We start from the raw sequence: 21,111 nt of genomic DNA, 5'->3' as shown, positions 1-21,111 counted from the left end.
CAGCCGGCGAGCCGGGTCTCGGCCGCCGCCAGGATCTCCGTCACCCGCACCCCGAACCGGATGTCGCACGGGTGCGGCTCGCCGGTGCGGACCGAGGCGAGCAGGGCGTCCACGGCGTGCCCGAGGGCGGTGACCGCGTCCGTCCCCCTCTCCGGCAGCGTCACGACGCCCGCGGTGCCGCGCAGTTCCACCCGGGTCACGGCCGCCGCCGGAGCCACGGCCAGACCGAGCGCGCAGGAGCTGGACGCGCCCGAGGCGTGGCGCAGGGCGAGCTGGACGGTCTCCCCCGCACCGGACACCGCGGCCACCGAGCCGTCCAGGTCGGCCACGTCGCCGAGCACCGGCAGCAGCACGGACAGGGCGTGCGGGCCGACGTCCCACAGCCCGCCCTTCTCCCGCCGCCAGGGCGAGGCCGCGTACGGGCTGGGCGCGGCGCCCTCGGCGAAGATCCCGCCGAGCCAGTCGGCGCGGCCGAGCTGCCAGCCGCCCGTCACCCGCTGCTCCTCGATCCACGCCGCCGTCTCGGGGCGGAACCGCAGGGTGAAGAAGACGACCGAGGCCACGCCCGCCGCCTCCACCGCGTCGGCGACCTCGCGGGCGCCGGCCACGGTGGTGGCCACCGGCTTGTCCAGCAGCAGATGGCGTCCGGCCTTGGCGGCCCGGACGGCCAGGGGCGCCTGTATGTCCGGCGGCAGCGCCACGGCGACCGCGTCGCAGTCGGCGATCAGGGCGTCCGCGTCGTCGTAGGGCCGGCCGCCGAAGCGTTCGGCGATGCCCGCCGCCGCCTCCGGGCGACGGCCCCACACCCCCACCAGCTCGACGTCGGGGTGGGCACGCAGCGCGGGGCCGTGGGCGGACTCCGCCCAGGGGCCGGTGCCGAGCAGGCCGAATCTCATGTCGCGGTCTCTCCTTGGCCGTACCGGTACGGACGAGTGGGTCACCGCCCAACTATGCCGGACGCCCGGCGGGCGGCGGCCCTCCCGTCCGGGGAGCGTCCGGGGAGCGGGCGCGCTCCTCGGACCCGTCCGTGGTGGTGCCGGGTACACCCCCCGTCCGGTGTCCGCCCCCCGTGCCCCGAGCCGCCCGCACCGCCAGACTGGAGGCCGCGCGCCGGGCGGGGGACCCGGGCGGACCGGGCGGGAGACCCGGGTGGAGACGACGAAGGGGGCACGGGGTGAACGGGAGTGCCGGAAACGGGATCCGGGACGGGGTGACGGCCGCGGCGCGGGGGCTGCCGCTGGCGTCGGCGTCGCTCGTGGGCGGGATCGTGCTGTTCGTGCTGTCGGTGCTGTCGATCGCGTTCATCGGGTTGGGCATCGGCGTGCTGACCACCCCGGCCGTCCTCGGCCTGGTCCGCTCCCACGCCCGCCGGCGCCGGGCGCTGGCCGCCGACCGGGGCGGGGTGACGATCCCGGAGCCGTACCGCCCGGAGCGCGGACGGCCGCGCTCCGGGATCACCGGGCAGGTCGAGCGCTGCGTGTTCCTGCTGAGGGACCCGGCCACCTGGCGCGACCTCCAGTGGCTCCTGGTCGACGCCACCGCCGGGTTCACCCTCGCCCTGCTGCCCACCGTCCTCACCCTCTACGGCGTGTACGGCACGGTGGTGGCCGCGGGCCTGTGGCGGTTCATGGACGGCACGTGGTTCCTGTTCGTGCCGCTGACCTCCCAGTTCGCCGCCCTCCTCGCGATGGGCGTGGGCTGGTGCCTGACCGTCGTCGGCCTCCGCTTCGGACCGAGGCTGCTGCACGCCGACTTCCTCCTCGCCCGTGCCCTGCTGGCCCCCACCCGCGCGATGGAGTTGCGCCGCCGTGTGGACCGCCTCTACGAGACCCGGCACGACGCGGTGGACGCCTCCGCCGCCGAACTGCGCCGCATCGAGCGCGACCTCCACGACGGCGCCCAGGCCCGGCTGGTGGCGGTGGGCATGAGCCTGGGCGCGATCGAGGCCCTGATCGAGAAGGACCCCCGACAGGCGCGGAAGCTGCTGGCGCGGGCCCGGGAGAACTCCGCCGAGGCCCTGGCCGAACTGCGCGACCTGGTGCGCGGCATCCACCCCCCGGTCCTCGCCGAGCGCGGCCTGGGCGACGCGCTGCGGGCCCTGGCCCTGCGCACGCAGCTCCCGGTGGAGGTCGAGGTGGACCTGCCGGGCCGCTTCGAGGCGCCGGTGGAGGCGGCGGCGTACTTCGCGGCGAGCGAGGTGCTCACCAACGCCGTCAAGCACTCCGGCGCCGAGCGCGTCTGGTTGGACGTCGGCTACGTCGAGACCGACGGCGTGCTCCGCGTCACCGTCACCGACGACGGACGCGGCGGCGCCGACCCGGCGGCGGGCTCGGGGCCGGCCGGGGTGGAGCGCAGACTCGGCGCGTTCGACGGCGTCCTGGCCGTCAGCAGCCCCGTGGGCGGCCCGACGATGGTCACCCTGGAGATCCCCTGCGTCCCCCACGCCCCGGCCGGGGGCGCCGGCCGCCCGACCGGGGCTCGCCCGTAGGAGGGGCCCGGCCCGCCCCCGGGCGGTGCATCGCGGAAAAGCGGGTACTCGGGCGGCATGGCAGTGCGACACGTATGGGTGAACAGGAAACCCGAGAGGGTGTGGGACGTCCTCGGCGACGCCGATCAGTACCAGAGGTGGGTCGTGGGCACCCGCGAGACCCGCGAGTCCGAGGGCCACTGGCCCGAGGTCGGCACCACCCTGCGCTACGGGATCGGCATGGGCCCGCTGACCGTCCACGGTCACACCATCGTCCGCGTCTGCGAGCCTCCCGAACGGCTGGAGCTGGAAGCCTCCGCGGGACGGCTGGGCACCGCCCGCATCGCCATCCGCCTCGTCCCCTGGGGCGAGGGCACGCTGATCACCATGGACGAGCACCCCCTGCGGGGCACCGTCGCCCGGCTCCACACCGCCCCCCTGGACGTGGCGCTGCAACTGCGGCACCGGCTGATGCTGACGCGGCTGAGGAACGTGGTCGAGGAAGGCCGCTCGCAGGCGGACAAGGAGGCGGGACAGCACGTATGACGCACACCGACAGCCGCCCCGCCGGCCGCTCCCCCGAATCCCCCGCGGACCGTCCCGACCGGGCCCACCGCCGCCCGCCGGGCGTGGACGACGCCACCGTCGAGGCCGTCGGCAAGGTCTCCGAGGCCCTGGAGGCCACCGAGCGGGCCCGCGGCCACCTGTACTCCTTCCACCAGATGACCGGCCGGGCCGACCTGCTGCTGGGCGAGGCCGTGGCGATGCTCCGCGACGCCGGCCACGAGCGGGAGGCGGACCTGCTGGAGACCGAGATCCTCGGACGCAACGTCATCCCCGGCCACTGGACGTTCCAGATCGTCGAGGGCTACGACGACCACTACTACCGGCCGTTCGTCGCCGCCGAGGAGCGGGTGCGCGAGCTGGTGGGCGGTCTGCGCCACCTGTACGAGGCGGAGATGAAGGAGGCCCGGCGCACCCACGGCCACGCCGCCCACACCGCGCGCCCCGACGTCCCGCGCGACTGACCCGCCGCCCTGCCCTGCCCGTCCGTCCGTCCGTCCGCAGGAGTCTCCGATGTCCGACGCGCCCGACGCCGTCGTGGTGGGGGCCGGCCCCAACGGGCTGGTCGCCGCGAACATGCTGGCGGACGCCGGCTGGCGGGTGCTGGTCCTGGAGGCCCAGCCCGAGCCCGGCGGCGCCGTCCGCAGCGACCGCGGCGTCCACCCCGACTACGTCAACGACCTGTTCAGCTCGTTCTATCCGCTGGCCGCCGCCTCCCCCACCATCCGCGCCCTGGAGTTGGAGCGCTGGGGGCTGGAGTGGAGCCACGCCCCGGCCGTCCTCGCCAACCCGTTCCCCGACGGAAGCTGCGCCGTCCTCCACCGCGACCGGGAGGACACCGCCCGGAACCTGGAGACCTTCGCGCCCGGGGACGGGGAGGCGTACCTGCGGCTGACGGAGCTGTGGGACCGGCTCGGCCCGGACCTGCTGAACGCGTTCCTCACCCCCTTCCCGCCGGTGCGCCCCGTGCTGTCGGCGGTCGCGAAGCTGCGGGCGGCCGGGGGGCTGCGGCTGCTGCGGATGATGCTGCTGCCGGTGCGGCGCCTGGGCGAGGAGGAGTTCGACGGACCGGGCGCGCCGATCCTGCTGGCCGGGTGCGCGCTGCACGCGGACATCTTCCCCGAATCCACGGCCGGGACGATCTACGGCTGGCTGCTGGCGATGATGGGTCAGGAGGTCGGCTGGCCGGTCCCGTCCGGCGGCGCGGGCATGCTCACCGCGGCCCTGGTCCGCCGCCTGGAGTCCCGGGGCGGCACCGTGCGCTGCGGCGCCCGCGTGGCGAAGGTGGTCGTCGCGGGCGGACGCGCGCTCGGCGTGGTCACCGACGACGGGGAGGCCGTACGGGCCCGCCGCGCGGTCCTGGCGGACGTCTCCGCGCCGGCCCTGTACGGCGGGCTGGTCGACCGGGAGCACCTCCCGGCACAGTTGCGGGACGACATCCGCCGCTTCCAGTGGGACACCTCGACGGTCAAGGTGGACTGGGCGCTGTCCGGCCCCATCCCCTGGACCTCCCCCGAGGCGGCCGGCGCGGGCACCGTCCACCTGGCCGAGAGCATGGACCACCTCACCCGCCACAGCGCCCAGTTGGCCACCGGCGCCGTCCCGGACCGGCCGTTCTGCCTGGTGGGCCAGATGACCACCGCCGACCCGGTCCGCTCCCCCGCCGGCACCGAGTCGGCCTGGGCCTACACCCACGTCCCACAGCGCGTCCGCGAGGACGCGGGCGGGGCGGGCATCACGGGGGCCTGGGGACCGGGCGAGCGGGAGGCGATGGCCGACCGGATGGAGGCCGAAATCGAACGCCGCGCGCCGGGCTTCCGCGACCGCGTCCTCGCGCGCCGCGTCCTGGCCCCGCCGGACCTCGAAGCGCGCGACGAGAACCTGGTCGGCGGGGCCCTCAACGGCGGCACCGCCGCCGTCCACCAGCAGCTCTTCTTCCGCCCCGTCCCCGGCCTCGGCCGCGCCGGCACCCCCGTCCGCGGCCTCTACCTCGCCTCGTCCTCGGCCCACCCGGGCGGCGGCGTCCACGGCGCCTGCGGCGCCAACGCCGCCCGCGCGGCCCTCGCCGCCGAACGCCCCCTCGCCCACTACCTGCTGGGCCCGGCCCAGGCCGCGCTCCACCGCGCGGTGACGAGGACGGAGGGACGGCCGAGGTAGGCCCCGGACCGTCCCACCGACCTCCCGGAGTCGCCTTCCTCGAAGACGGTCACCGGAGCGCCGTAGGGTGGTCCCAAGTCGCCGGGAGGACGACGCACCAAGGGGAAAGGTTTCGCTCCATATGTCCGTTACGTCGAAATTCTCGAAGATGGTGGAAACCGGAGCCTGCGGCGACTGAATCCGCAGCTCACCCAACTGCTCCCCGCACCTGCGGGGATGGTCTCGCCCCGCGCCGGGCCGCCCGCCGCCCCGCCCACCAGTCGGCGCCGGTGCCGGTGGTGGTGTACGGGGTGCCGATCGGCCGGGACCTGTCCGCGATGCTGCGCGAAATGCGCAGCCGCCTGTCCCCGTTGGCCTACCACGATCCGGCCCGGATCCGGGCGCCGGCCGACAGCGAGCACGGTTGGCGGTGCGAGACGCCTGTCCTGACCGTGCACGCCCACCGCCTCACCGACCACGCCGCCTGGACGCCCCTGCTCGCCTGCCCGCTGCGGACGGGGGAGCGGGCGCGATGTCCCACCGCCGGTGCCGCGCGCGCCTGGAGTCGTGCACCTGGACCGCCGCCCCGATCACCACCTCGGCCGTCGCCATGGTCCTGCTCCTCCACGCCACCCACCGGGACCGAGGCGAACTCCGGTCAAAGCAGTGGCTTCCGGTCGATTCGGGGCATTCGATTGGGTTCGCCATGGGCAGAGCCGCAGATCGACGGCGTGTCATATGCCCGCTCGTCCGCCTTCGCCTCCACTTAGGGCGGTGCATCAAAGCGGCCGTAGCGTCCCTCACATGCCCAAATGCCTCGGAACCGGTAAAGCCTTCCATAAGGTGACCAGAATCGATCGTTCAGATGTGTGTCCCTTTTCGCTTGGGCAACGCGTCCGTTCGGAACCTGACACATCGAACCAAGGAGTGTTCGACATGCGGTACGCCACCAAGGGACTCGGGTTAAGCGCCGCGCTGGCCGCCGCCTTCCTGGCGGGCACGGCGGCCACCGCGACCGCCGCCCCCGCCGAGCCCGACGGTCTGTACGCGCCCTCGAACCTGGTGCTCACCATCGGTGAGGGTGAGGGTCCGTCGCCGGCCACCGTGCAGCGGAGCGCCGTGCTGAGCTGTTCGCCGACCTCCGACGGCAGCCACCCCGAGCCCGGCAAGGCGTGCGCGGAACTGCGTTCCGTGGACGGTGACATCGCCTCGCTGGTCGACACCGACAACGACGGGGTCTGCCCGATGATCTGGGACCCGGTCGTGGTCACCGCCGAGGGCGTCTGGGAGGGACGCAAGGTGTCGTACGCGCACACCTTCCCCAACGCCTGTGTCATGGAGAACTCCACGGGCGCGCTCTTCTCCTTCTGAGCCGCCTGAGCGCACCGGGTTCGGCCCCGGACACCCGCGCGGTGTCCGGGGCCGACCGCGTCCGCCGGGGCCCGGCCGCCATACGCCGGCCGTTTCCCTTCCCGTCATGCGCACGCCCTCCCCGTGCTGTCCCGACTCCCTTACTGTGAGCGGGCTTTGACCCCCCACAGTGAAGGCGGCGCAGATGGACCGGCGGAAGAGCGGAGTGATGTCGGCGGTGGCGTCGGGCGTGGGCCTGGCGCTGATGACCGTGGGGGCGGCCGCGCCGCCCGCGGGCGCGGCGGACCCCGGGTCGCTGCCGTACTCGGCCACCACCGGCGTGGGCGTGCACAACGCCTACGAGAAGAGCAAGTACGCCTACTTCGCCGACGCCCTGGACTCCGGTGCCGCGCTGCTGGAGCTGGACGTGTGGACGAACTTCTCCGGCGGCACCTGGCGCGTGGCGCACGACAACCCGCTGGGCAACGACAACAACTGCGTCAACGCCTCCACCGCCGCCGAGCTGCGCGCCAAGTCCCGCAACCAGAGCCTGGCCGGGTGCCTGGCCGACCTGCGGGCCTGGCACGACGCCCATCCCGGGCACCGACCGATCCTGCTCAAGATCGAGATGAAGGACGGGTTCGCCGCGAACCTGGGGCGCGGCCCGGCGCAGTTCGACGCGCTGGTCACGAGCAAGCTCGGCGACGCGCTCTACCGGCCCGGCGACCTGGCCGCCGGGTACGCCACGCTCGACGAGGCCGTCCGGGCGAAGGGCTGGCCGACGCGGAACGCGCTGGCGGGGAAGTTCCTGATCCACCTCATCCCCGGCACGGTCGAGGAGTCCAACCCCTTCGACTCGCTGTGGACCGACCGCGAGTACGCCCGCCACCTGCGCGACCTGGCCGCCTCCGGACGGCTGGGCAGTGCCGCCGCCTTCCCGGCCGTGCACCGGGCCGAGGCGGGCGACCCGCGCGTCGGCCGCTACTCCGACGCCTCGATCCGGCCGTGGTTCGTCGTCTTCGACGGCGACGCCTCGACGTACGTGACCGGCGGCATCGACACCGACTGGTACGCGGCGCGGAACTACCTGCTGATCATGACCGACGCCCACAACGTGGCGCCCGCCATCAGCGCCACCAGCCCCACCGAGGCGCAGGCGCGCGACCGGGTGGCCCTGCTCGCCGCCGAACAGGCGAGCGTCCTCACCTCCGACTGGTACACGCTGCCGTCCGTGCTCTCCACGGTCGTTCCGCGGGGTTGACGCGGGGCCGGCCCGGCGTCGGGGCCGGTCCGCCAGGGGCTCTCGCGCGGCCGAAAACGCGGCTTGACGGGCCGTCGCCGATCCTATGGTGTGGTCGGCGGTCCTCCGTCCGGGTGCCGCCCGATCGACCACGAGGGAGCCGCCGTGCGTGTTGTTCTGGCCGAAGACCTGTTTCTGCTGCGCGACGGCCTGGTACGGCTGCTGGAGGCGTACGACTTCGAGATCGCGGCGGCCGTGGACAGTGGGCCGGAGCTGAGCCGGGCCCTGGCCGAACTGGACCCGGACGTCGCGGTCGTGGACGTACGGCTTCCTCCATCGTTCACCGACGAGGGGCTGCAGTGCGCACTCCGGGCCCGCCGCGAGCGGCCCGGGCTGCCGGTGCTGGTCCTCTCCCAACACGTCGAGCAGCTCTACGCGCGTGAGCTGCTCGCCGACGGGGACGGCGGAGTCGGCTACCTGCTCAAGGACCGGGTCTTCGACGCGGAGCAGTTCGTCGATGCCGTACGTCGGGTCGCCGCGGGCGGCACGGCCATGGATCCGCAGGTGATCCAACAACTGTTGACACGGCGCGAGACGGACCGCCCGATGGGCCGTCTGACTCCGCGTGAGAAGGAGGTCATGGAACTGATGGCTCAGGGCAGGTCGAACGCGGCCATCGCGACGCAGCTCGTGGTCACCGAGCGCGCGGTCGCCAAGCACACCTCCAACATCTTCGCCAAGCTCGGCCTCCCGCCGTCCGACGACGACAACCGCCGGGTCCTGGCCGTCCTCGCCTACCTGGACCGGGGATGAGCCGCCGGCCGTCCCTGCCCTCCCCCGCGCCGGAGGGGACGGGCACCCAGGGACTGCCCCGGCGCGTCGTGCTGGCCGCCGGAACGGTGGCGGCGGGGCTGGCCGCCGCGGTCGGCCCCGGCCTGACCCCGCTGGGCAGCGCCGTCGCGGCCCCGCGGCCCTTCGCGACCGGCCCGGCGCAGGAGGCGCTGCGGCGTCTGCTGCCGGACCACGCCGCCCAGTTCCGCCTGACGCCGCTGAGCGCGGCGGACGGCACGGAGCGCTTCCGGGTGACGGGCACGGCGGGACGGATCGAGGTGGCCGGGACGAGCCCGGCCGTGCTGCTCACCGGCGTCCACTGGTACCTGAAGGAGGTCTGCTCCGCGCACGTCTCCTGGGCGGGCAGCCAACTGGACCTCCCCGCGACCCTGCCCGCGCCCGCCTCCCCCCTGGAGCGCTCCACCGCGCTGCCCAACCGGTTCGCGCTCAACGACACCAACGACGGCTACACCAACCCGTACGCCGACTGGGCGTACTGGGAGCGCCTGATCGACGTGCTGGCCTTCAACGGCTGCAACCAGGTGCTGGTCATCGCCGGGCACGAGGCCGTCTACCAGCGGGTGCTGAAGGAGTTCGGCTACTCGGACGCCGAGGCGCGCCGCTGGCTTCCCGCGCCCTCCCACCAGCCGTGGTGGCTGCTGCAGAACCTCAGCGACTACGGCGGCCCGCCGAGCCAGGCGCTGATCGACAAGCGGGTGGAGCTGGGCCGGCGCATCACCGCCCGGCTGCGGGAGCTGGGGATGCACCCGGTGCTGCCCGGCTACTACGGCACGGTGCCCAGGGACTTCGCCACGCGCAACCCCGGCGCCCACACGGTTCCCCAGGGCACCTGGCACGGCTTCGCCCGGCCCGACTGGCTGGACCCGCGCACCGCCGTCTTCGGTGACGTCGCCGCCTCCTTCTACCGGCACCAGAAGGAGCTGTTCGGCGAGGCGCGGCACTTCAAGATGGACCTGCTGCACGAGGGCGGCAGCGCCGGGGACGTGCCGGTGGCGGACGCCGCGCGCGGTGTGGAGGCGGCCCTGCAGAAGGCCCACCCGGGGGCGACCTGGGTGATCCTGGGCTGGCAGGAGAATCCGCGGCGCGAGCTGGTGGACGCCGTGGACAAGCGGCGGATGCTCATCGTCGACGGCATCTCGGAGCGGACCGAGACCGTCTTCGACCGCGAGGCCGACTGGAACGGCACCCCCTACTGCTTCGGTTCGATCCCCAACTTCGGCGGGCGCACCCTGCTGGGCGCCAAGACCCACGTGTGGAACGAGCGGTTCTACGCCTGGCGCGACAAGCCCGGCAGCGCCCTGGTGGGCACCGCGTACATGCCGGAGGCCGCCGACCGCGACCCGGCCGCGTTCGACTTCTTCTCCGAGCTGGCCTGGCGCGAGGCGCCGGCGGACCTGCCGGCGTGGTTCGCGCGGTTCGCCCGGTACCGCTACGGCGGCACCGACTCCGGCGCCGAGGACGCCTGGCGGGCGCTGCACGACACCGCCTACCGGCACTCCGCGAGGCTCTACGGCTTCACCCACGACAGCCTCTTCGCCGCCCGCCCCGATCTGAACGCCACCCGGGCCGGGCAGTACGGGCCCACCGAGCTGTCCTACGACCCGGCGCGGTTCGACGCCGCGCTGGACGGGCTGCTGGCGGTCGGCGCCTCCCTGCGCGGCAGCGACGCCTACCGGCACGATCTGGTGGACGTCGCCCGGCAGGCCCTGGCCAACCGCAGCCGCCGGCTGCTGCCGCAGCTCCGCGACGCGTACCGGCGCGGCGACCGCGGCGCCTTCCGGGAGCTGTCGGCGCTGTGGCTGCGGCTGATGACGCTCGTCGACGAGCTGGCCGGCACCCACCGGCTGTTCCTGCTGGGTCCGTGGACGGACGCGGCCCGCCGCATGGCGACCTCCCCGGAGGAGGCGGCGGAGCTGGAGCGCACCGCCCGTGTGCTGCTGACGGTGTGGGACGGGCGCGCCACCTCCGACGGGGGCCGGCTGCACGACTACGCCAACCGCGACTGGCACGGGTTGACGAGCGACTTCTACCTGCCGCGCTGGCGGAGGTGGCTGGACGAGCTGGACGCCGCGCTGGCCGCCGGACGCGAGCCGGAGCCCGTCGACTGGTACGCGGTCGAGGAGTCCTGGACCAGGGAGCGGAAGGAGTACCCGCTGCGGCCGGTGGGCGACCCGTACGCCACCGCCCTCCGGGTCCGCGACGCGCTCGCCCGCGCGCCCTACCAGGGCGGGGTGGAGACGGAGCCGGACCCGGCGGCCCTGGCCCCGGGCGAGCGCGGGCTGCTGACCGCGACGTTCGTCAACACCAACGGGCTGCGGGCCGCGGGCCCGGTGGAGCTGACCCTGACCGGCCCGTCCGGCGTCACCGCGGAGCCGCTGGACCCCACCACCGTGGCGCGGGTGCCGGCGGGCGGCCGGGCGCGGGTCCGCTGGCGGGTGACCGCGCCGGACCGGCCGCTGAGCGAGCCGCTGCGGCGGCTGCCGTTCACCCTGACGGCGCGGTACGGCCCCGAGGGCGGCGACCGGGTGCGGGCGGTCCACGACGGCGGGCTGTTCCTGGCCGGGCCGCTGCCGGCGGGGTGGCGCACGGTCGCCACCAACGGCGCGGTCTTCGGCCGGCTGGGCGGACGGTACGCCATCGACGGCGGCGGCGCGGACCTGTGGAAGGCCACCGCGGAGTTCGGGGCCCTGTACCGGCCGGACGGGCTGGGCGAGCGGGGCACGGCGACCGTGCGGGTCGTCTCCCAGCCGGCGACCGGGCCGTGGGCGCGGGCGGGCGTCTTCGTCCGCGACGACCTGGCCGAGGCGGGCTCCCCCGGTTTCCTCAACCTGTCGGTGACCCCGGCCAACGGCGTGGTGCTGTCGTACGACTCCGACGGCGACGGGCAGTTGGACACCTACCGGCGGATCACCGGGGTGAAGGCCCCGGTGCTGCTGCGGCTGCGGCGCGCGGGCCGGGACTACACCGGCGAGTTGTCCACGGACGACGGCAAGAGCTGGCGGACGGTGGCGACCGTGCGGGTGCCGGGTTCGGCGGCGCGGCAGGACGTCGGACTCGGGATGACGGCGGCGAACGGCACCGCGCGCGGCACGGTGGAGTTCTCCGGGTGGCGGCTGGGCTGAACCGGCCGCCCGGCGGGCGCGAGGTGGTGCCCGCGCGCGGAGGGTGGCGTCCGCGCGCGGGAGGTGACCGACAAAGGCTCCGCTCGTTCAGCCCGACGTGGCCCTGAAGGATGCGACCTCTCCCCACCGGGCGCCTCGGCCCGCCTCGTCCGGCCCCGTCGACGTCGAGCGGGCCGAGGCCGCCCTCGTCGAGCACTATCCGCGTCTGGTGCGCCTGGCGTACCTGGTCCTGCCGCCCTCCTCGGGGCGGCACCGCCGGGTGCGAGTGGCGCACGCCGTGGCGCAGCGCTCGCTGCCGCGCGGGCGCGGGGCACGGGACGTCCCCGCGCCGGTGCGCGCGCCGGACGCGCCGGACGCGGCGTACGCGCTGCTGCGGCTGCGGGTGCTGCGGGCGGCGCTGGCGGCGGCCCGGCCGCGCGGGCTCCTCGGCGGGATCGTGCGTCCGGTCGTGCCGTGGCCGCCGCTGGTGCTGGGGCTGCGGCTGTCCCCCCGGCCCGGCGGCGCCGACGCGCTCGCCCTGGAGCGGGCCCTGTCGGAGGTGTCGGCGGCGGCGCGGGCGGCGTACGCGCTGCGCCGTCTGGAGGGTCTGACGGACGAGGACGCGGCGCGGCTGCTGGCGGCGGCCGGCGCGGCGGACCCGCGGGCGGCGCTGGCGGAGGCGGACGGGGTGCGGGCCCCGGCCGGGAGCCGGGACCGGTCGCCGCTGGAGTCGGCGGAGTTCGACCCGTGCACGCTGCGGGCCCGTCCCACCGACCTGATGCGGCGGCGCCAGAACGCGCGGGCCGCGGCCGTGGCCGGTTGCGCGCTGGCGGTGTGCGGGGCGCTGCTGGGGCTGCCGGGCGACGGCTGGGGTCCGGACGGCGCGGCGGCCCCGGTGTACGCCCGCAACCCGGCGGCGGAGCGGGCCCTGGACCCGGAGCGGCTGGTGCGGGCGGAGGCCGGGGCGTGGCGGCGGTCGGCGCGCACCGACTTCTCCGTCTGGCCGGCCCGGGGCGGGCTCACCGGTGACACCGGGCTGCTGCGGCGGGCGCTGGCGGTGTGGGCGCGTCCGGGCTCGGAGGTGCGGGTCACCGCGACGCCGGGCACCCCGACCGGGCCGGCCGCGGGCCCCGCGCACCTGCTGTACGCGGGCGAGGTGGACGGCTCCTCGGTGGTGGTGCTCCACGACGGGCTGCGGGTGGTGCGCTACGCCGAGCCGGCGGGCGGCCGGACGGGGCCGGTCGCGCTGGACTTCGCGCGGACGGACGGCGCGGACGCGGCGTCCGCCGGCGCGCTGGTGGTCGCCCGCGTGGACGGCGCCGCCCGCTATCTGACGGCGCCGTGGATCACCGACGTCTCGGTCGTCGACCTGCTCGACCCCGCCGACGCCGGGCGCCCGGTGGAGCGTTCCGCCGACGGGCTGACCGCCCCGGTGGCCGGGCCGCCCCTGACCGGCTCGCCGTGCGGCGCCTGGCCCGCGCTGCGGCTGACGCCGCACGGCGGGGTCGACGGCCGCTCCGGCGCCCGGGGCGCCGGCCCGTACCTGCTGACCGACCTCGGCGAGCTGAACCCGGTCCGGTTGACGTACGGGGCCCCGGGCGGGGCCGTGGACGCGGGCGCCGCCGGGGAGGCGGCCCGCACCGCGCTGGCCCGCACCGTCTGCCGGCTGCCGGCGCTGGCGGGCGGGGGCGTGAGGGCGGTGAACACCTGGGGGTTCGCCGAGCAGCTCCTGCCGGAGGGCGCGGGCCGGGCGCGCTGGGTGTGCACCCGGGCGGACACCTGGCGGGGCGCGGGCTCGCGGGTGCTGGCCCAGTTCCTGGCCCCGGCGAGCGAGCCGGACGCGCCGGGCGCGGTGGTGGCGCAGACCGGGGACGGGCCGGCGTGCGGGGTGCGGGAGGAGCGGGTGCTCGGCGGGGCGCTGTGGAAGTCCCCCTCCGGCGCCTGGTACCTGCTCGCCGCGGGCAGCGACGAGGTCGCGTCCATCTCCGTGACCGGCGGGGTGACGCACCGCGCGGTGGGCCGCACCCTCGCCGTGGCGGCGGAGAAGGACGCCCGGGTCGAGCTCTCCGCCTCGCTCGTGGACGGCGGGCGACTGGCCGCCCTTCACTGATTCCGGCGCCGAACCTCCACCGATTCGGCGCCGGACGCGGCCCGTTGGGTCACCCGTGGCGGACTTGCGCCGTCCGGCGGCCCGCGGCGCTCGCTAGGGTGTTCCCATGACCACCGGGGTACGCCGCAGGATGGGTGTCGAGGAACGTCGACAGCAACTGATCGACGTCGCGCTGAGGTTATTCAGCGACCGTTCTCCCCAGGACGTGTCGATCGACGACATCGCCACCGCGGCCGGCATATCCCGGCCGCTCGTCTACCACTACTTCCCTGGCAAGCACAGCCTCTACGAGGCGGCCGTACGGCGGGCCGCCGACGAGCTGTCCGCCCGCTTCGTCGTTCCGCCCGAGGGGCCGTTCAGCTCGCGTCTGCTGTTGGTGATGGGCCGCTACTTCGACTTCGTCGAGGAGCACGCGCCCGGCTTCTCCGCCCTGCTGCGCGGTGGTTCGACCGTCGGGTCGGTGCGGACCGACGCCGTGATCGACGAGGTGCGGCAGGCCGCGTACGAGCAGCTCCTGACCCACTTGGAGATCGCCGACCCCGGGCCGCGGCTGGCCCTGGTGATCCGGTCCTGGATCGGGGTCGCCGAGACCTCGGCGCTGAACTGGCTGGAGGAGCGCTCGATTCCGCGGTGGGAGCTGGAGCGCCAACTCGTCCACGATCTGCTGGCCCTGGCGGCGGTGACGGCCGCGTTCGACGAGGAGACCGCCCGGGTGTTCCGCCGCGTCGTGCGACAGGAGCCCGTCGACGGCACGTTCGGGGATCTGGTGGGGCGGCTGGCGGCGCTGGCGCCCGGCGTGTTCGGCGGCCCGGACGGGGGTACGGGCGGGGATGCGGCGTCCGAAGGCACCGCGGAAGGCGGTCTCTAGCGTCGATGGGGCGATGACCGAGGCACGGGAACTGCGCTCGCTGGTGGGCTCGGTGGATCTGCCGCCGGGCACGCTGGTGGATCGCACGGTGCTCGGCGGGTGGCACGAGCCGTTGTTGTGGCGGGCCGACGCGCCCGCCGGGCCGGACGGTTGGGAGCGGATGCTTCCGGTGCGGGACGCCACCGGGCTGTGGCCCGTGCTGCTGGGTCGGCACGGGCGCGGCACGTCCGTGGAGGACGACCTGCTGCCGGAGTCGGGGCCCGGGGACGGGACCGGGGGCGGGCTCGACGCCGGGGACGTGCTGGCCCGCTGGTGGGAGGGGCACGCCGCGCGGGAGCCGGACGGGGCGGCGGCGCTCCGTCCGTTCGGCGGGCGGTGGCCCGGACTCGCGCCGTCCGCCGGGACGGTGGGCGATCCGGACGGGGCGGCGGTCGGTGTGGCCCGTTCCCTGGTCGCCCACGGCACCCTGCTCGATCCGCGGGTCGCCCTGGTCCCGGTCCGGCGGAGCGCCGACGTCCCCGTGGCGATCGGCTGGACGGGCACGCTGGCGTCCGGCGAGGGCGCCGCGCCGTTCGGTGCCGTGCTGCGCTCCTGGGAGGAGCGGTTCGGGACGCGGGTGGTGGCGCTGGAGCCGGACGTGCTGCACCTGTCGGTGGCGGCGCCGCCGCGGACGGTGCGGGAGGCGCTCGCGGTCGCGGCCGAGCACTTCGCGTTCTGTCCGGCCGTGGTCCGGCAGGGGCCCGGGAGCCTGGCGCGCTACGCGGAGAAGTGGCTTCTCGGCAGCGGCCACTGGTCGTTCTGGTGGGATTGACGGACCCCGGTGGACCCCGGTGGACGCCGGGGGAAGAGCCGCGGGGCGGCACCGGTCGCCCGGTGCCGCCCCGCCGTCCCCGTCGGGGTCCGATGCCCGTCCCTACCGTGCGGTGAACACCGCCACCGTGCGCGGCGGGACGGTGAAGGCGCCCTTGTCCGCGTCGAACGCGGAGGTCTTCACCACCGCGTCGGAGCCCTTCGCCTGTGCCGGGTGCAGGGTGTAGGAGCCGCCCTCGAGGGACTCCACGGTCTGCGTCCGCCGCTCGGGGGTGGCGTTGAAGACGACCACGAGGTCGTCCCCGCCGTCCTTCAGGCGCATGGTGATCACGCCCGGGGTCTCGTCCTTCCCCGACAGCGGGAAGGAGAGGGCGTTTTGGACGCCGTCCGCCGTGGACTGGCCGAAGACCTTCTCGGTGGAGCGGATCGTCAGCAGGTCCCGGTAGGCGGCGGACGCCCCCTCGATCTCCGCGCAGGACGGGGAGAGTTCCCCGGCGGTGAGCAGCGGCTTGGCGTACGACCACTTGTCCTGGTTGTCCCAGGCGGGGGGCAGGCCGCGGCCGAAGCCGTTGCCGGCCGCGCAGTTCCAGTGGATGGCGTTGTACCAGTCGCCGGAGTCGTAGGAGTTGCGGTCCAGCGACTTCGAGCGCAGCAGGTCGGTGCCCGCCTGGCTGAGAGCCGGTCCCTGGGAGAGGGCGGCGGTGGCCATGGCGATCACCTGCATGCGGGCGCGGTCGGCGGCCGGGGTGTCCTTCGGCAGCTTGAACGCCAGGGCGTCGTAGAGGGTCTCGTTGTCGTGGGCGTCGGCGTAGGCGAGCGCGTCGCCGGGGGCCTCCGCGTATCCGGCCGGTGAGCCGTTGTAGTCGACCTGCGAGCCCTTGACCCGCCTGCCGGAGCTGTCGGTGAAGGTGTAGTCGGCGAGGTTGCCGCTGAGTCCGACCTTGATCAGGTCCTGGTAGTGCAGGAGCCGTCCGCGCTGTTCCTCGCGGCTGCCGTTGGCGGGCGAGGAGTTGGGGTCGGTGTACAGGCCGCTGGCGAAGCCCTGGACGCCGGGGTCGGCGTCGAAGGGTCCGCCGCCGCGCACCGCGTCGCGGGCCCGGTCGGAGAAGGTGGCGATGCCGGTGCCGGCCATGTTCTTCTGCGTGGCCTGGACGAAGCGGGCGTCGTCGGCGACCTCGCCGAAGTTCCAGCCCTCGCCGTAGAGGACGATGCTCTTCCCGTCGACGCCGTCCTTCTCCGGGGTGAGGGAGTCCAGCGCCTTCCGGACGGCCAGGATGTTCTCCTTGGGGTGGTGGCCCATCAGGTCGAAGCGGAAGCCGTCCACCTTGTACTGCTTGGCCCAGGTGACGATGGAGTCCACCGTGAGCTTGCCCATCATGGTGTTCTCGGGCGCGGTGTTGGCGCAGCAGGTGGAGGTGGCGACGGTGCCGTCCTCCAGGAGCCGGTGGTAGTAGCCGGGCACGATCCGGTCCAGGACGGACTTCTCGTGCTGCCCGGCGGCCATGGTGTGGTTGTAGACCACGTCGAGGACGACCCGCAGTCCGGCCGCGTTGAGGCTCTGGACCATCTTCCGGTACTCGACGGTGCGGGTGGTGCCGTTGGGGTCGGTGGCGTACGAGCCCTCGGGCACGGTGTAGTGCAGCGGGTCGTAGCCCCAGTTGTAGGCGTCCTTGTCGCGGACCTTTCCGACGCACTCCTGCTGCTTCTCGGAGTCGGCGGGGAGGGCGGCCAGGTCGCAGGCGGGCTCGGCGCGGTCGGCGGCGCGCTCGGGGATGGAGGCGATGTCGAAGGAGGGCAGCAGGTGGACGTGGGTGGTGCCGGCGTCCGCCAGTTCCCTCAGGTGCTTCACGCCGTCCGAGGACTTCTCGGTGAAGGCCAGGTAGCCGCCGCGGTTCTCCTTGCGCACCGTGGGGTCGGCGACGGAGAAGTCGCGGATGTGCAGTTCCTGGATCTGGGCGTCGCGCAGCGGCACCGCCTCCGGCTTCCGCAGGTCCTTCCAGCCCTTGGGGGCGAGCTCGGGGTCGGCCAGGTCCACCACCAGGCTCTGCCGGGAGTCGGTGGTCAGCGCGGTGGAGTAGGGGTCGGTGACCTTGTTGACGACCAGCTTCCGCACCGAGGGCGCCCAGACGGTGACCTGGTAGCGGTAGGGCTTGCCCGCCCAGCTCCGGTTGCCCTTCGCGCTCCAGACGCCGGTGGCGTCGTCGCGGCGCATCGCCACGGTGCGGCCGTCGAGTTCGAGGGCGACCTTCTGCGCGGTGGGGGCCCAGACCGAGAGGGTGGGGCGGCCCTTGGCGTCGAAGACCGGGCCGAGGTCGGCCTCGGCCGCCTTGGCGCCGTAGAGGTCGTCGAGGACGCCGGCGATCTGGACGCCGGTCGCCGCCAGCAGCGCTCCCTCGCCGTTGCGCTGGGTGGCGAGGAGTTGGCCGCGCAGGGCGGTGCGCGCCCGGTCGCGGTCGCGCGGGTCGACGGTGAAGGCGGCGTACTCCTTCAGGTGGGGGTACTTCTCCTTCTGCGCCTCGGTGAGTCCGCCGGGGACGGGGTTCAGGCGCAGCCAGTGGCCCTCGTGGGTCAGGGCGCCGTCCTCGACGGCGAGGGTGCCCTTGGGGTCGTACACGAGCTGTTCGCTGGTCGCGTCGCCGGCCTTGATCTTCCAGGCGACGGTGTTCCGGTCGATCCACTGGGCCTCGGCCTTGGTCGGGTCCAGGTCGGGGGCGCTGCCGGTGGTGGGCAGCAGGTAGCCGGGGGTGGCCGACAGCTTCCACACCTCGCGGCCGTGGGTGGCGAAGTCCAGCGACTGGTCGGCGGCCTCGTCCTTGGTGTCGCCCTTGTGGATGATGTAGCTCAGCGACGTGGCGCCCTCGGCGAGCGGCACCTCGAAGGTGACGCCGAAGGAGTCCCTGCGCGTGGGCATCAGCGGCTTGGACCAGTCGGTGGGCTCGGCGGCGCCGGTCCAGGTGTGGAGGCCCCAGCCGTCGTAGTCGCCGTCCGCGCGGTGGTAGTGGAGGACGGCCTTCTTCTCGTCCTGCGGCGGGTAGACGCCCTCGGGCCGCTCGTCGCGGACCCCGTCCTCGCCCTGTTCGATCCACACCTCGCCGGTCTTCGCCGGGTCGATGGTGCGCTCGGGGCCGTCGGCGGTCCCGTCCTTGGTGATGGTGAAGGGCAGTCTGGAACCGCCGTCGGGGACCTTCAGCCAGGCGAAGGCGCCGTAGGCGTCGCGTCCGGTGAAGGGGGCGCGCTGCTCGCCGGAGGTCAGCGTCCAGCCGTCGTAGTCGCCGTCGGCGCGGTGGTAGTGGACGACGGCCCAGTCCCGTTCGACGGCCGAGGGCTTCTCCTTCGGCGGGGCCTGGCCGGCGGTGGAGGTCGCCAGGTCGCTCGCGGTGCGTCCCGTGCCGTCGACCACGACGGCCTTGTAGCGCAGGGGCGTTCCGGCCTCGACGTCCTCGCCCAGGTGCTGGGTGACCGTGTAGGGGGCGTGGTCGGCGGTGCCGAGGGTCCGCCACGCGCCGTCGCCGATCCGGGCGGCGAAGACGACGCGGTTCAGGCCGTCCCCTCCCTCGACGTCGGCGGTGATCTCGACGGTGCCGGTGGCGCCCGCGGCGGGGGCCTTCAGCTCGACGGTGGGCCTGGCGTCCGGGGCGGGAAGCGGCTTGCCGGCCTTGAGGACCACGGTGGACAGGGCCGGGACGGTGACGGTCAGCGTGGCGTCGTCGCCGGTGCGGACCGTGGCGTCACCGCCGTGGATCTGCCGGAAGGCGGTGTTCGGCGAGCCGGTGGGGATCTCGACGGTGCGGGCCTTCTCGCTGTTGTTGGCGGCGACGAGGTACTCGGTGCGCTGCCCGGCGTCGATGCGGGAGAAGGCGTACACGCCCGGGCCGTCGCCCTGCTCGACGTGGCGCTCGGTCTGGACGCCGTCGCGCAGGGCGGGGTGTTCGCGGGTCAGCTTCGACAGCGCGGCGATGGACCGGTAGAGGGGGTGGTCGGTGTCGTACGCGTCCTCGGCGTGGGTGCGGTCGGTGCCGATCCGGTCGTTCTTCTCCGGGTCGAGGTAGGCGGCGGTCTTGGACGCGAAGAGGGTCTGGCGGGCGTCCTGGTCGCCGCCGGCGCCGGTGAAGCCCTGCTCGTCGCCGTAGTAGATCACCGGGTTGCCGCGGGTGAGGAACATCAGCTCGTTGGCGAGCTCGGCCCGGCTCAGCAGTTCGGCGTCGTCGGCGCCGGGGTTGTCCTGCCGGAGGAAGGCGCCGATGCGGCCCATGTCGTGGTTGCCGGTGAAGGTGACCTGCTCGTAGGCGTTGGACCGGCCGGTGGTGTAGCGGTGGTCCTGGGCGAACAGGTCGGACAGCCTGGTCGCCGGTCCGCCCTGGGAGGCGTAGGAGCGGGCCGCCTCCTGGAAGCCGAAGTCGAGGGTGGCGTCGAGGTTGCCGCGGGTGACGTAGGGGGCCATCTGGGCGGGGTCGGAGGAGTAGACCTCGCCGAACATGAAGAAGTCGTCGCGGCCCTGCTTCGCGGCGTAGGCGTCCAGCGCCGCGGCCCACCGGGTCCAGAACTCCAGGTTGACGTGCTTGACCGTGTCGATGCGGAAGCCGTCGATGTCGAAGTCCTTCACCCACCGCTGGTAGATCTTCTCCATGCCCTCGACGACCTCGGGACGCTCGGTCCACAGGTCGTCCAGGCCGTGGAAGTCGCCGTTCAGCGAGCTCTCGCCGGCGAAGGTGGAGTCGCCGCGGTTGTGGTACATCGTCGGGTCGTTGAGCCAGGACGGGACCTTGACGTCCTTCTCGTCCTCGGCGACCACGGGGGTGCGCGGGAAGGAGGTGCGGTCGACCTTCGGGAAGGTCTTCCCCGCCGCGTAGTCGGTGTCGTCGAAGGGCTCGCCGTCCTTGGTGAGGTAGGGGAAGGCGCCCTCGGAGAGGTAGGAGCGGGACTTCTCCTCGTAGTCCACCACGTCGGCGGTGTGGTTGGTGATGACGTCGAAGAAGACCTTCATGCCCTTGTCGTGGGCCTTGTCGATCAGCTCGCGCAGTTCGGCGTTGGTGCCGAAGTGCGGGTCGACGCGGGTGAAGTCGGTGATCCAGTAGCCGTGGTAGCCGGCCGAGGCGTTCTCGCCCTCGCCCTGGACGGGCTTGTTCTTGAAGATGGGCGCCATCCAGATGGCGGTGGTGCCCAGGCCCTTGATGTAGTCGAGCTTGTCGATCAGGCCCCTGAGGTCGCCGCCGTGGTAGAAGCCCTTGTGGGCGGGGTCGTGACCGGTCGTGAGCCGGTCGCCCTCCAGTCCGCCGCGGTCGTTGGAGCGGTCGCCGTTGGCGAAACGGTCCGGCAGGACGAAGTAGAACTGCTCCCGCGTCAGGTCGTGCCGGGTGGGCTCGGCGGCCAGTTTCGCGTCGGACGGCGGCGCCGGCGGTGCGGCCTGGGCGGGCGCCGCCGCGGTGATGAGCGTCGCGAGGAGTGCGGCCGCGAGCATCGCGGCCCCTCCTCTGCGCGCCAGGGGACCTGTCACGGGTCGCTCTCCTCGGGTGCGGTGATGTGGGTGCGGGTGCGGGGGGTGACCTGTGGGGGGAGTCCGGTCGGGGTCTCGGGGCCGCCCGGCCCGGCGGGGAAGTGGACGAAGGGCCGGGC

13 protein-coding genes are annotated in these 21,111 nt (G+C 74.5%); 11 read left to right on the top strand and 2 right to left on the bottom strand.

The genetic code is table 11. The features are described 5' to 3' along the window. A partial coding sequence (locus ABD335_RS14165; protein ID WP_344322665.1) for a Gfo/Idh/MocA family protein occupies positions 1–896 on the bottom strand: 896 nt, incomplete at its 3' end. A gap of 278 nt (positions 897–1,174) precedes the next feature. Here ABD335_RS14165 and ABD335_RS14160 point away from each other — a divergent pair. The 11 genes from ABD335_RS14160 to ABD335_RS14110 all read left to right on the top strand — a co-directional run bounded on the left by ABD335_RS14160 (position 1,175) and on the right by ABD335_RS14110 (position 15,499). After that, the gene (locus ABD335_RS14160; RefSeq protein WP_344322664.1) at positions 1,175–2,488 is read left to right on the top strand and encodes a sensor histidine kinase; all 1,314 of its coding nucleotides are present in this window, start codon (positions 1,175–1,177) and stop codon (positions 2,486–2,488) included. A 57-nt stretch (positions 2,489–2,545) separates the two neighbouring features. Then, the gene (locus ABD335_RS14155; protein WP_344322662.1) at positions 2,546–3,013 is read left to right on the top strand and encodes an SRPBCC family protein; all 468 of its coding nucleotides are present in this window, start codon (positions 2,546–2,548) and stop codon (positions 3,011–3,013) included. Further along, a complete protein-coding gene (locus ABD335_RS14150) occupies positions 3,010–3,495 on the top strand; it encodes a hypothetical protein (protein ID WP_344322661.1) in 486 nt (161 codons plus the stop codon). The genes ABD335_RS14155 and ABD335_RS14150 overlap by 4 nt, the downstream gene beginning before the upstream one ends. A 49-nt stretch (positions 3,496–3,544) precedes the next feature. Then, entirely contained in the window at positions 3,545–5,188 is a 1,644-nt protein-coding gene (locus tag ABD335_RS14145; RefSeq protein ID WP_344322660.1) for a phytoene desaturase family protein, read from the top strand. Positions 5,189–6,103: 915 nt separating this feature from the next. Further along, positions 6,104–6,538: a subtilase-type protease inhibitor gene (locus ABD335_RS14140; RefSeq protein WP_344322659.1), complete on the top strand. Its 435-nt coding sequence runs from the start codon at positions 6,104–6,106 to the stop codon at positions 6,536–6,538. A gap of 208 nt (positions 6,539–6,746) precedes the next feature. After that, on the top strand, positions 6,747–7,778 hold the full coding sequence (locus ABD335_RS14135) for a phosphatidylinositol-specific phospholipase C domain-containing protein (protein WP_425583643.1): 1,032 nt from the start codon (positions 6,747–6,749) through the stop codon (positions 7,776–7,778). Between the two features lie 144 nt (positions 7,779–7,922). Further along, the gene (locus tag ABD335_RS14130; RefSeq protein WP_344322657.1) at positions 7,923–8,570 is read left to right on the top strand and encodes a response regulator transcription factor; all 648 of its coding nucleotides are present in this window, start codon (positions 7,923–7,925) and stop codon (positions 8,568–8,570) included. Continuing rightward, positions 8,567–11,731, top strand: coding sequence for an alpha-N-acetylglucosaminidase (locus tag ABD335_RS14125; RefSeq protein WP_344322656.1), 3,165 nt, complete (start codon positions 8,567–8,569; stop codon positions 11,729–11,731). Before ABD335_RS14130 ends, ABD335_RS14125 begins: the two co-directional genes overlap by 4 nt. A gap of 97 nt (positions 11,732–11,828) precedes the next feature. Beyond that, on the top strand, positions 11,829–13,820 hold the full coding sequence (locus ABD335_RS14120; RefSeq protein WP_344322655.1) for a hypothetical protein: 1,992 nt from the start codon (positions 11,829–11,831) through the stop codon (positions 13,818–13,820). Positions 13,821–13,926: 106 nt separating this feature from the next. Continuing rightward, positions 13,927–14,688 carry a TetR/AcrR family transcriptional regulator gene (locus tag ABD335_RS14115; RefSeq protein ID WP_344322654.1) on the top strand — a complete coding sequence of 254 codons (762 nt, stop codon included), beginning with the start codon at positions 13,927–13,929 and terminating at the stop codon, positions 14,686–14,688. 13 nt (positions 14,689–14,701) lie between these two features. After that, positions 14,702–15,499 (top strand): DUF4253 domain-containing protein, encoded by a 798-nt coding sequence (locus ABD335_RS14110; protein ID WP_344322653.1) that lies wholly within the window; start codon positions 14,702–14,704, stop codon positions 15,497–15,499. A gap of 102 nt (positions 15,500–15,601) precedes the next feature. Here ABD335_RS14110 and pulA read toward each other — a convergent pair whose 3' ends face one another. After that, positions 15,602–20,956 (bottom strand): pullulanase-type alpha-1,6-glucosidase, encoded by a 5,355-nt coding sequence (pulA, locus tag ABD335_RS14105; protein WP_344323039.1) that lies wholly within the window; start codon positions 20,954–20,956, stop codon positions 15,602–15,604. Positions 20,957–21,111: the final 155 nt, after the last annotated feature.

The organism is Streptomyces macrosporus, assembly GCF_039533145.1.
Classification (GTDB): domain Bacteria; phylum Actinomycetota; class Actinomycetes; order Streptomycetales; family Streptomycetaceae; genus Streptomyces; species Streptomyces macrosporus.
The sequence above is the reverse complement of the archived record's forward strand: the minus strand, read 5'-3'. Positions and strand labels throughout refer to the sequence as shown.

Excerpts from the sequence above, each read along its gene's own strand:
- ABD335_RS14115 (WP_344322654.1), top strand. The coding sequence starts at position 13,927 with ATGACCACCGGGGTACGCCGCAGGATGGGTGTCGAGGAACGTCGACAG.
- ABD335_RS14140 (WP_344322659.1), top strand. The coding sequence starts at position 6,104 with ATGCGGTACGCCACCAAGGGACTCGGGTTAAGCGCCGCGCTGGCCGCC.
- pulA (WP_344323039.1), bottom strand. The coding sequence starts at position 20,956 with ATGCTCGCGGCCGCACTCCTCGCGACGCTCATCACCGCGGCGGCGCCC.
- ABD335_RS14155 (WP_344322662.1), top strand. The coding sequence starts at position 2,546 with ATGGCAGTGCGACACGTATGGGTGAACAGGAAACCCGAGAGGGTGTGG.
- ABD335_RS14125 (WP_344322656.1), top strand. The coding sequence starts at position 8,567 with ATGAGCCGCCGGCCGTCCCTGCCCTCCCCCGCGCCGGAGGGGACGGGC.
- ABD335_RS14145 (WP_344322660.1), top strand. The coding sequence starts at position 3,545 with ATGTCCGACGCGCCCGACGCCGTCGTGGTGGGGGCCGGCCCCAACGGG.
- ABD335_RS14150 (WP_344322661.1), top strand. The coding sequence starts at position 3,010 with ATGACGCACACCGACAGCCGCCCCGCCGGCCGCTCCCCCGAATCCCCC.
- ABD335_RS14135 (WP_425583643.1), top strand. The coding sequence starts at position 6,747 with ATGTCGGCGGTGGCGTCGGGCGTGGGCCTGGCGCTGATGACCGTGGGG.
- ABD335_RS14110 (WP_344322653.1), top strand. The coding sequence starts at position 14,702 with ATGACCGAGGCACGGGAACTGCGCTCGCTGGTGGGCTCGGTGGATCTG.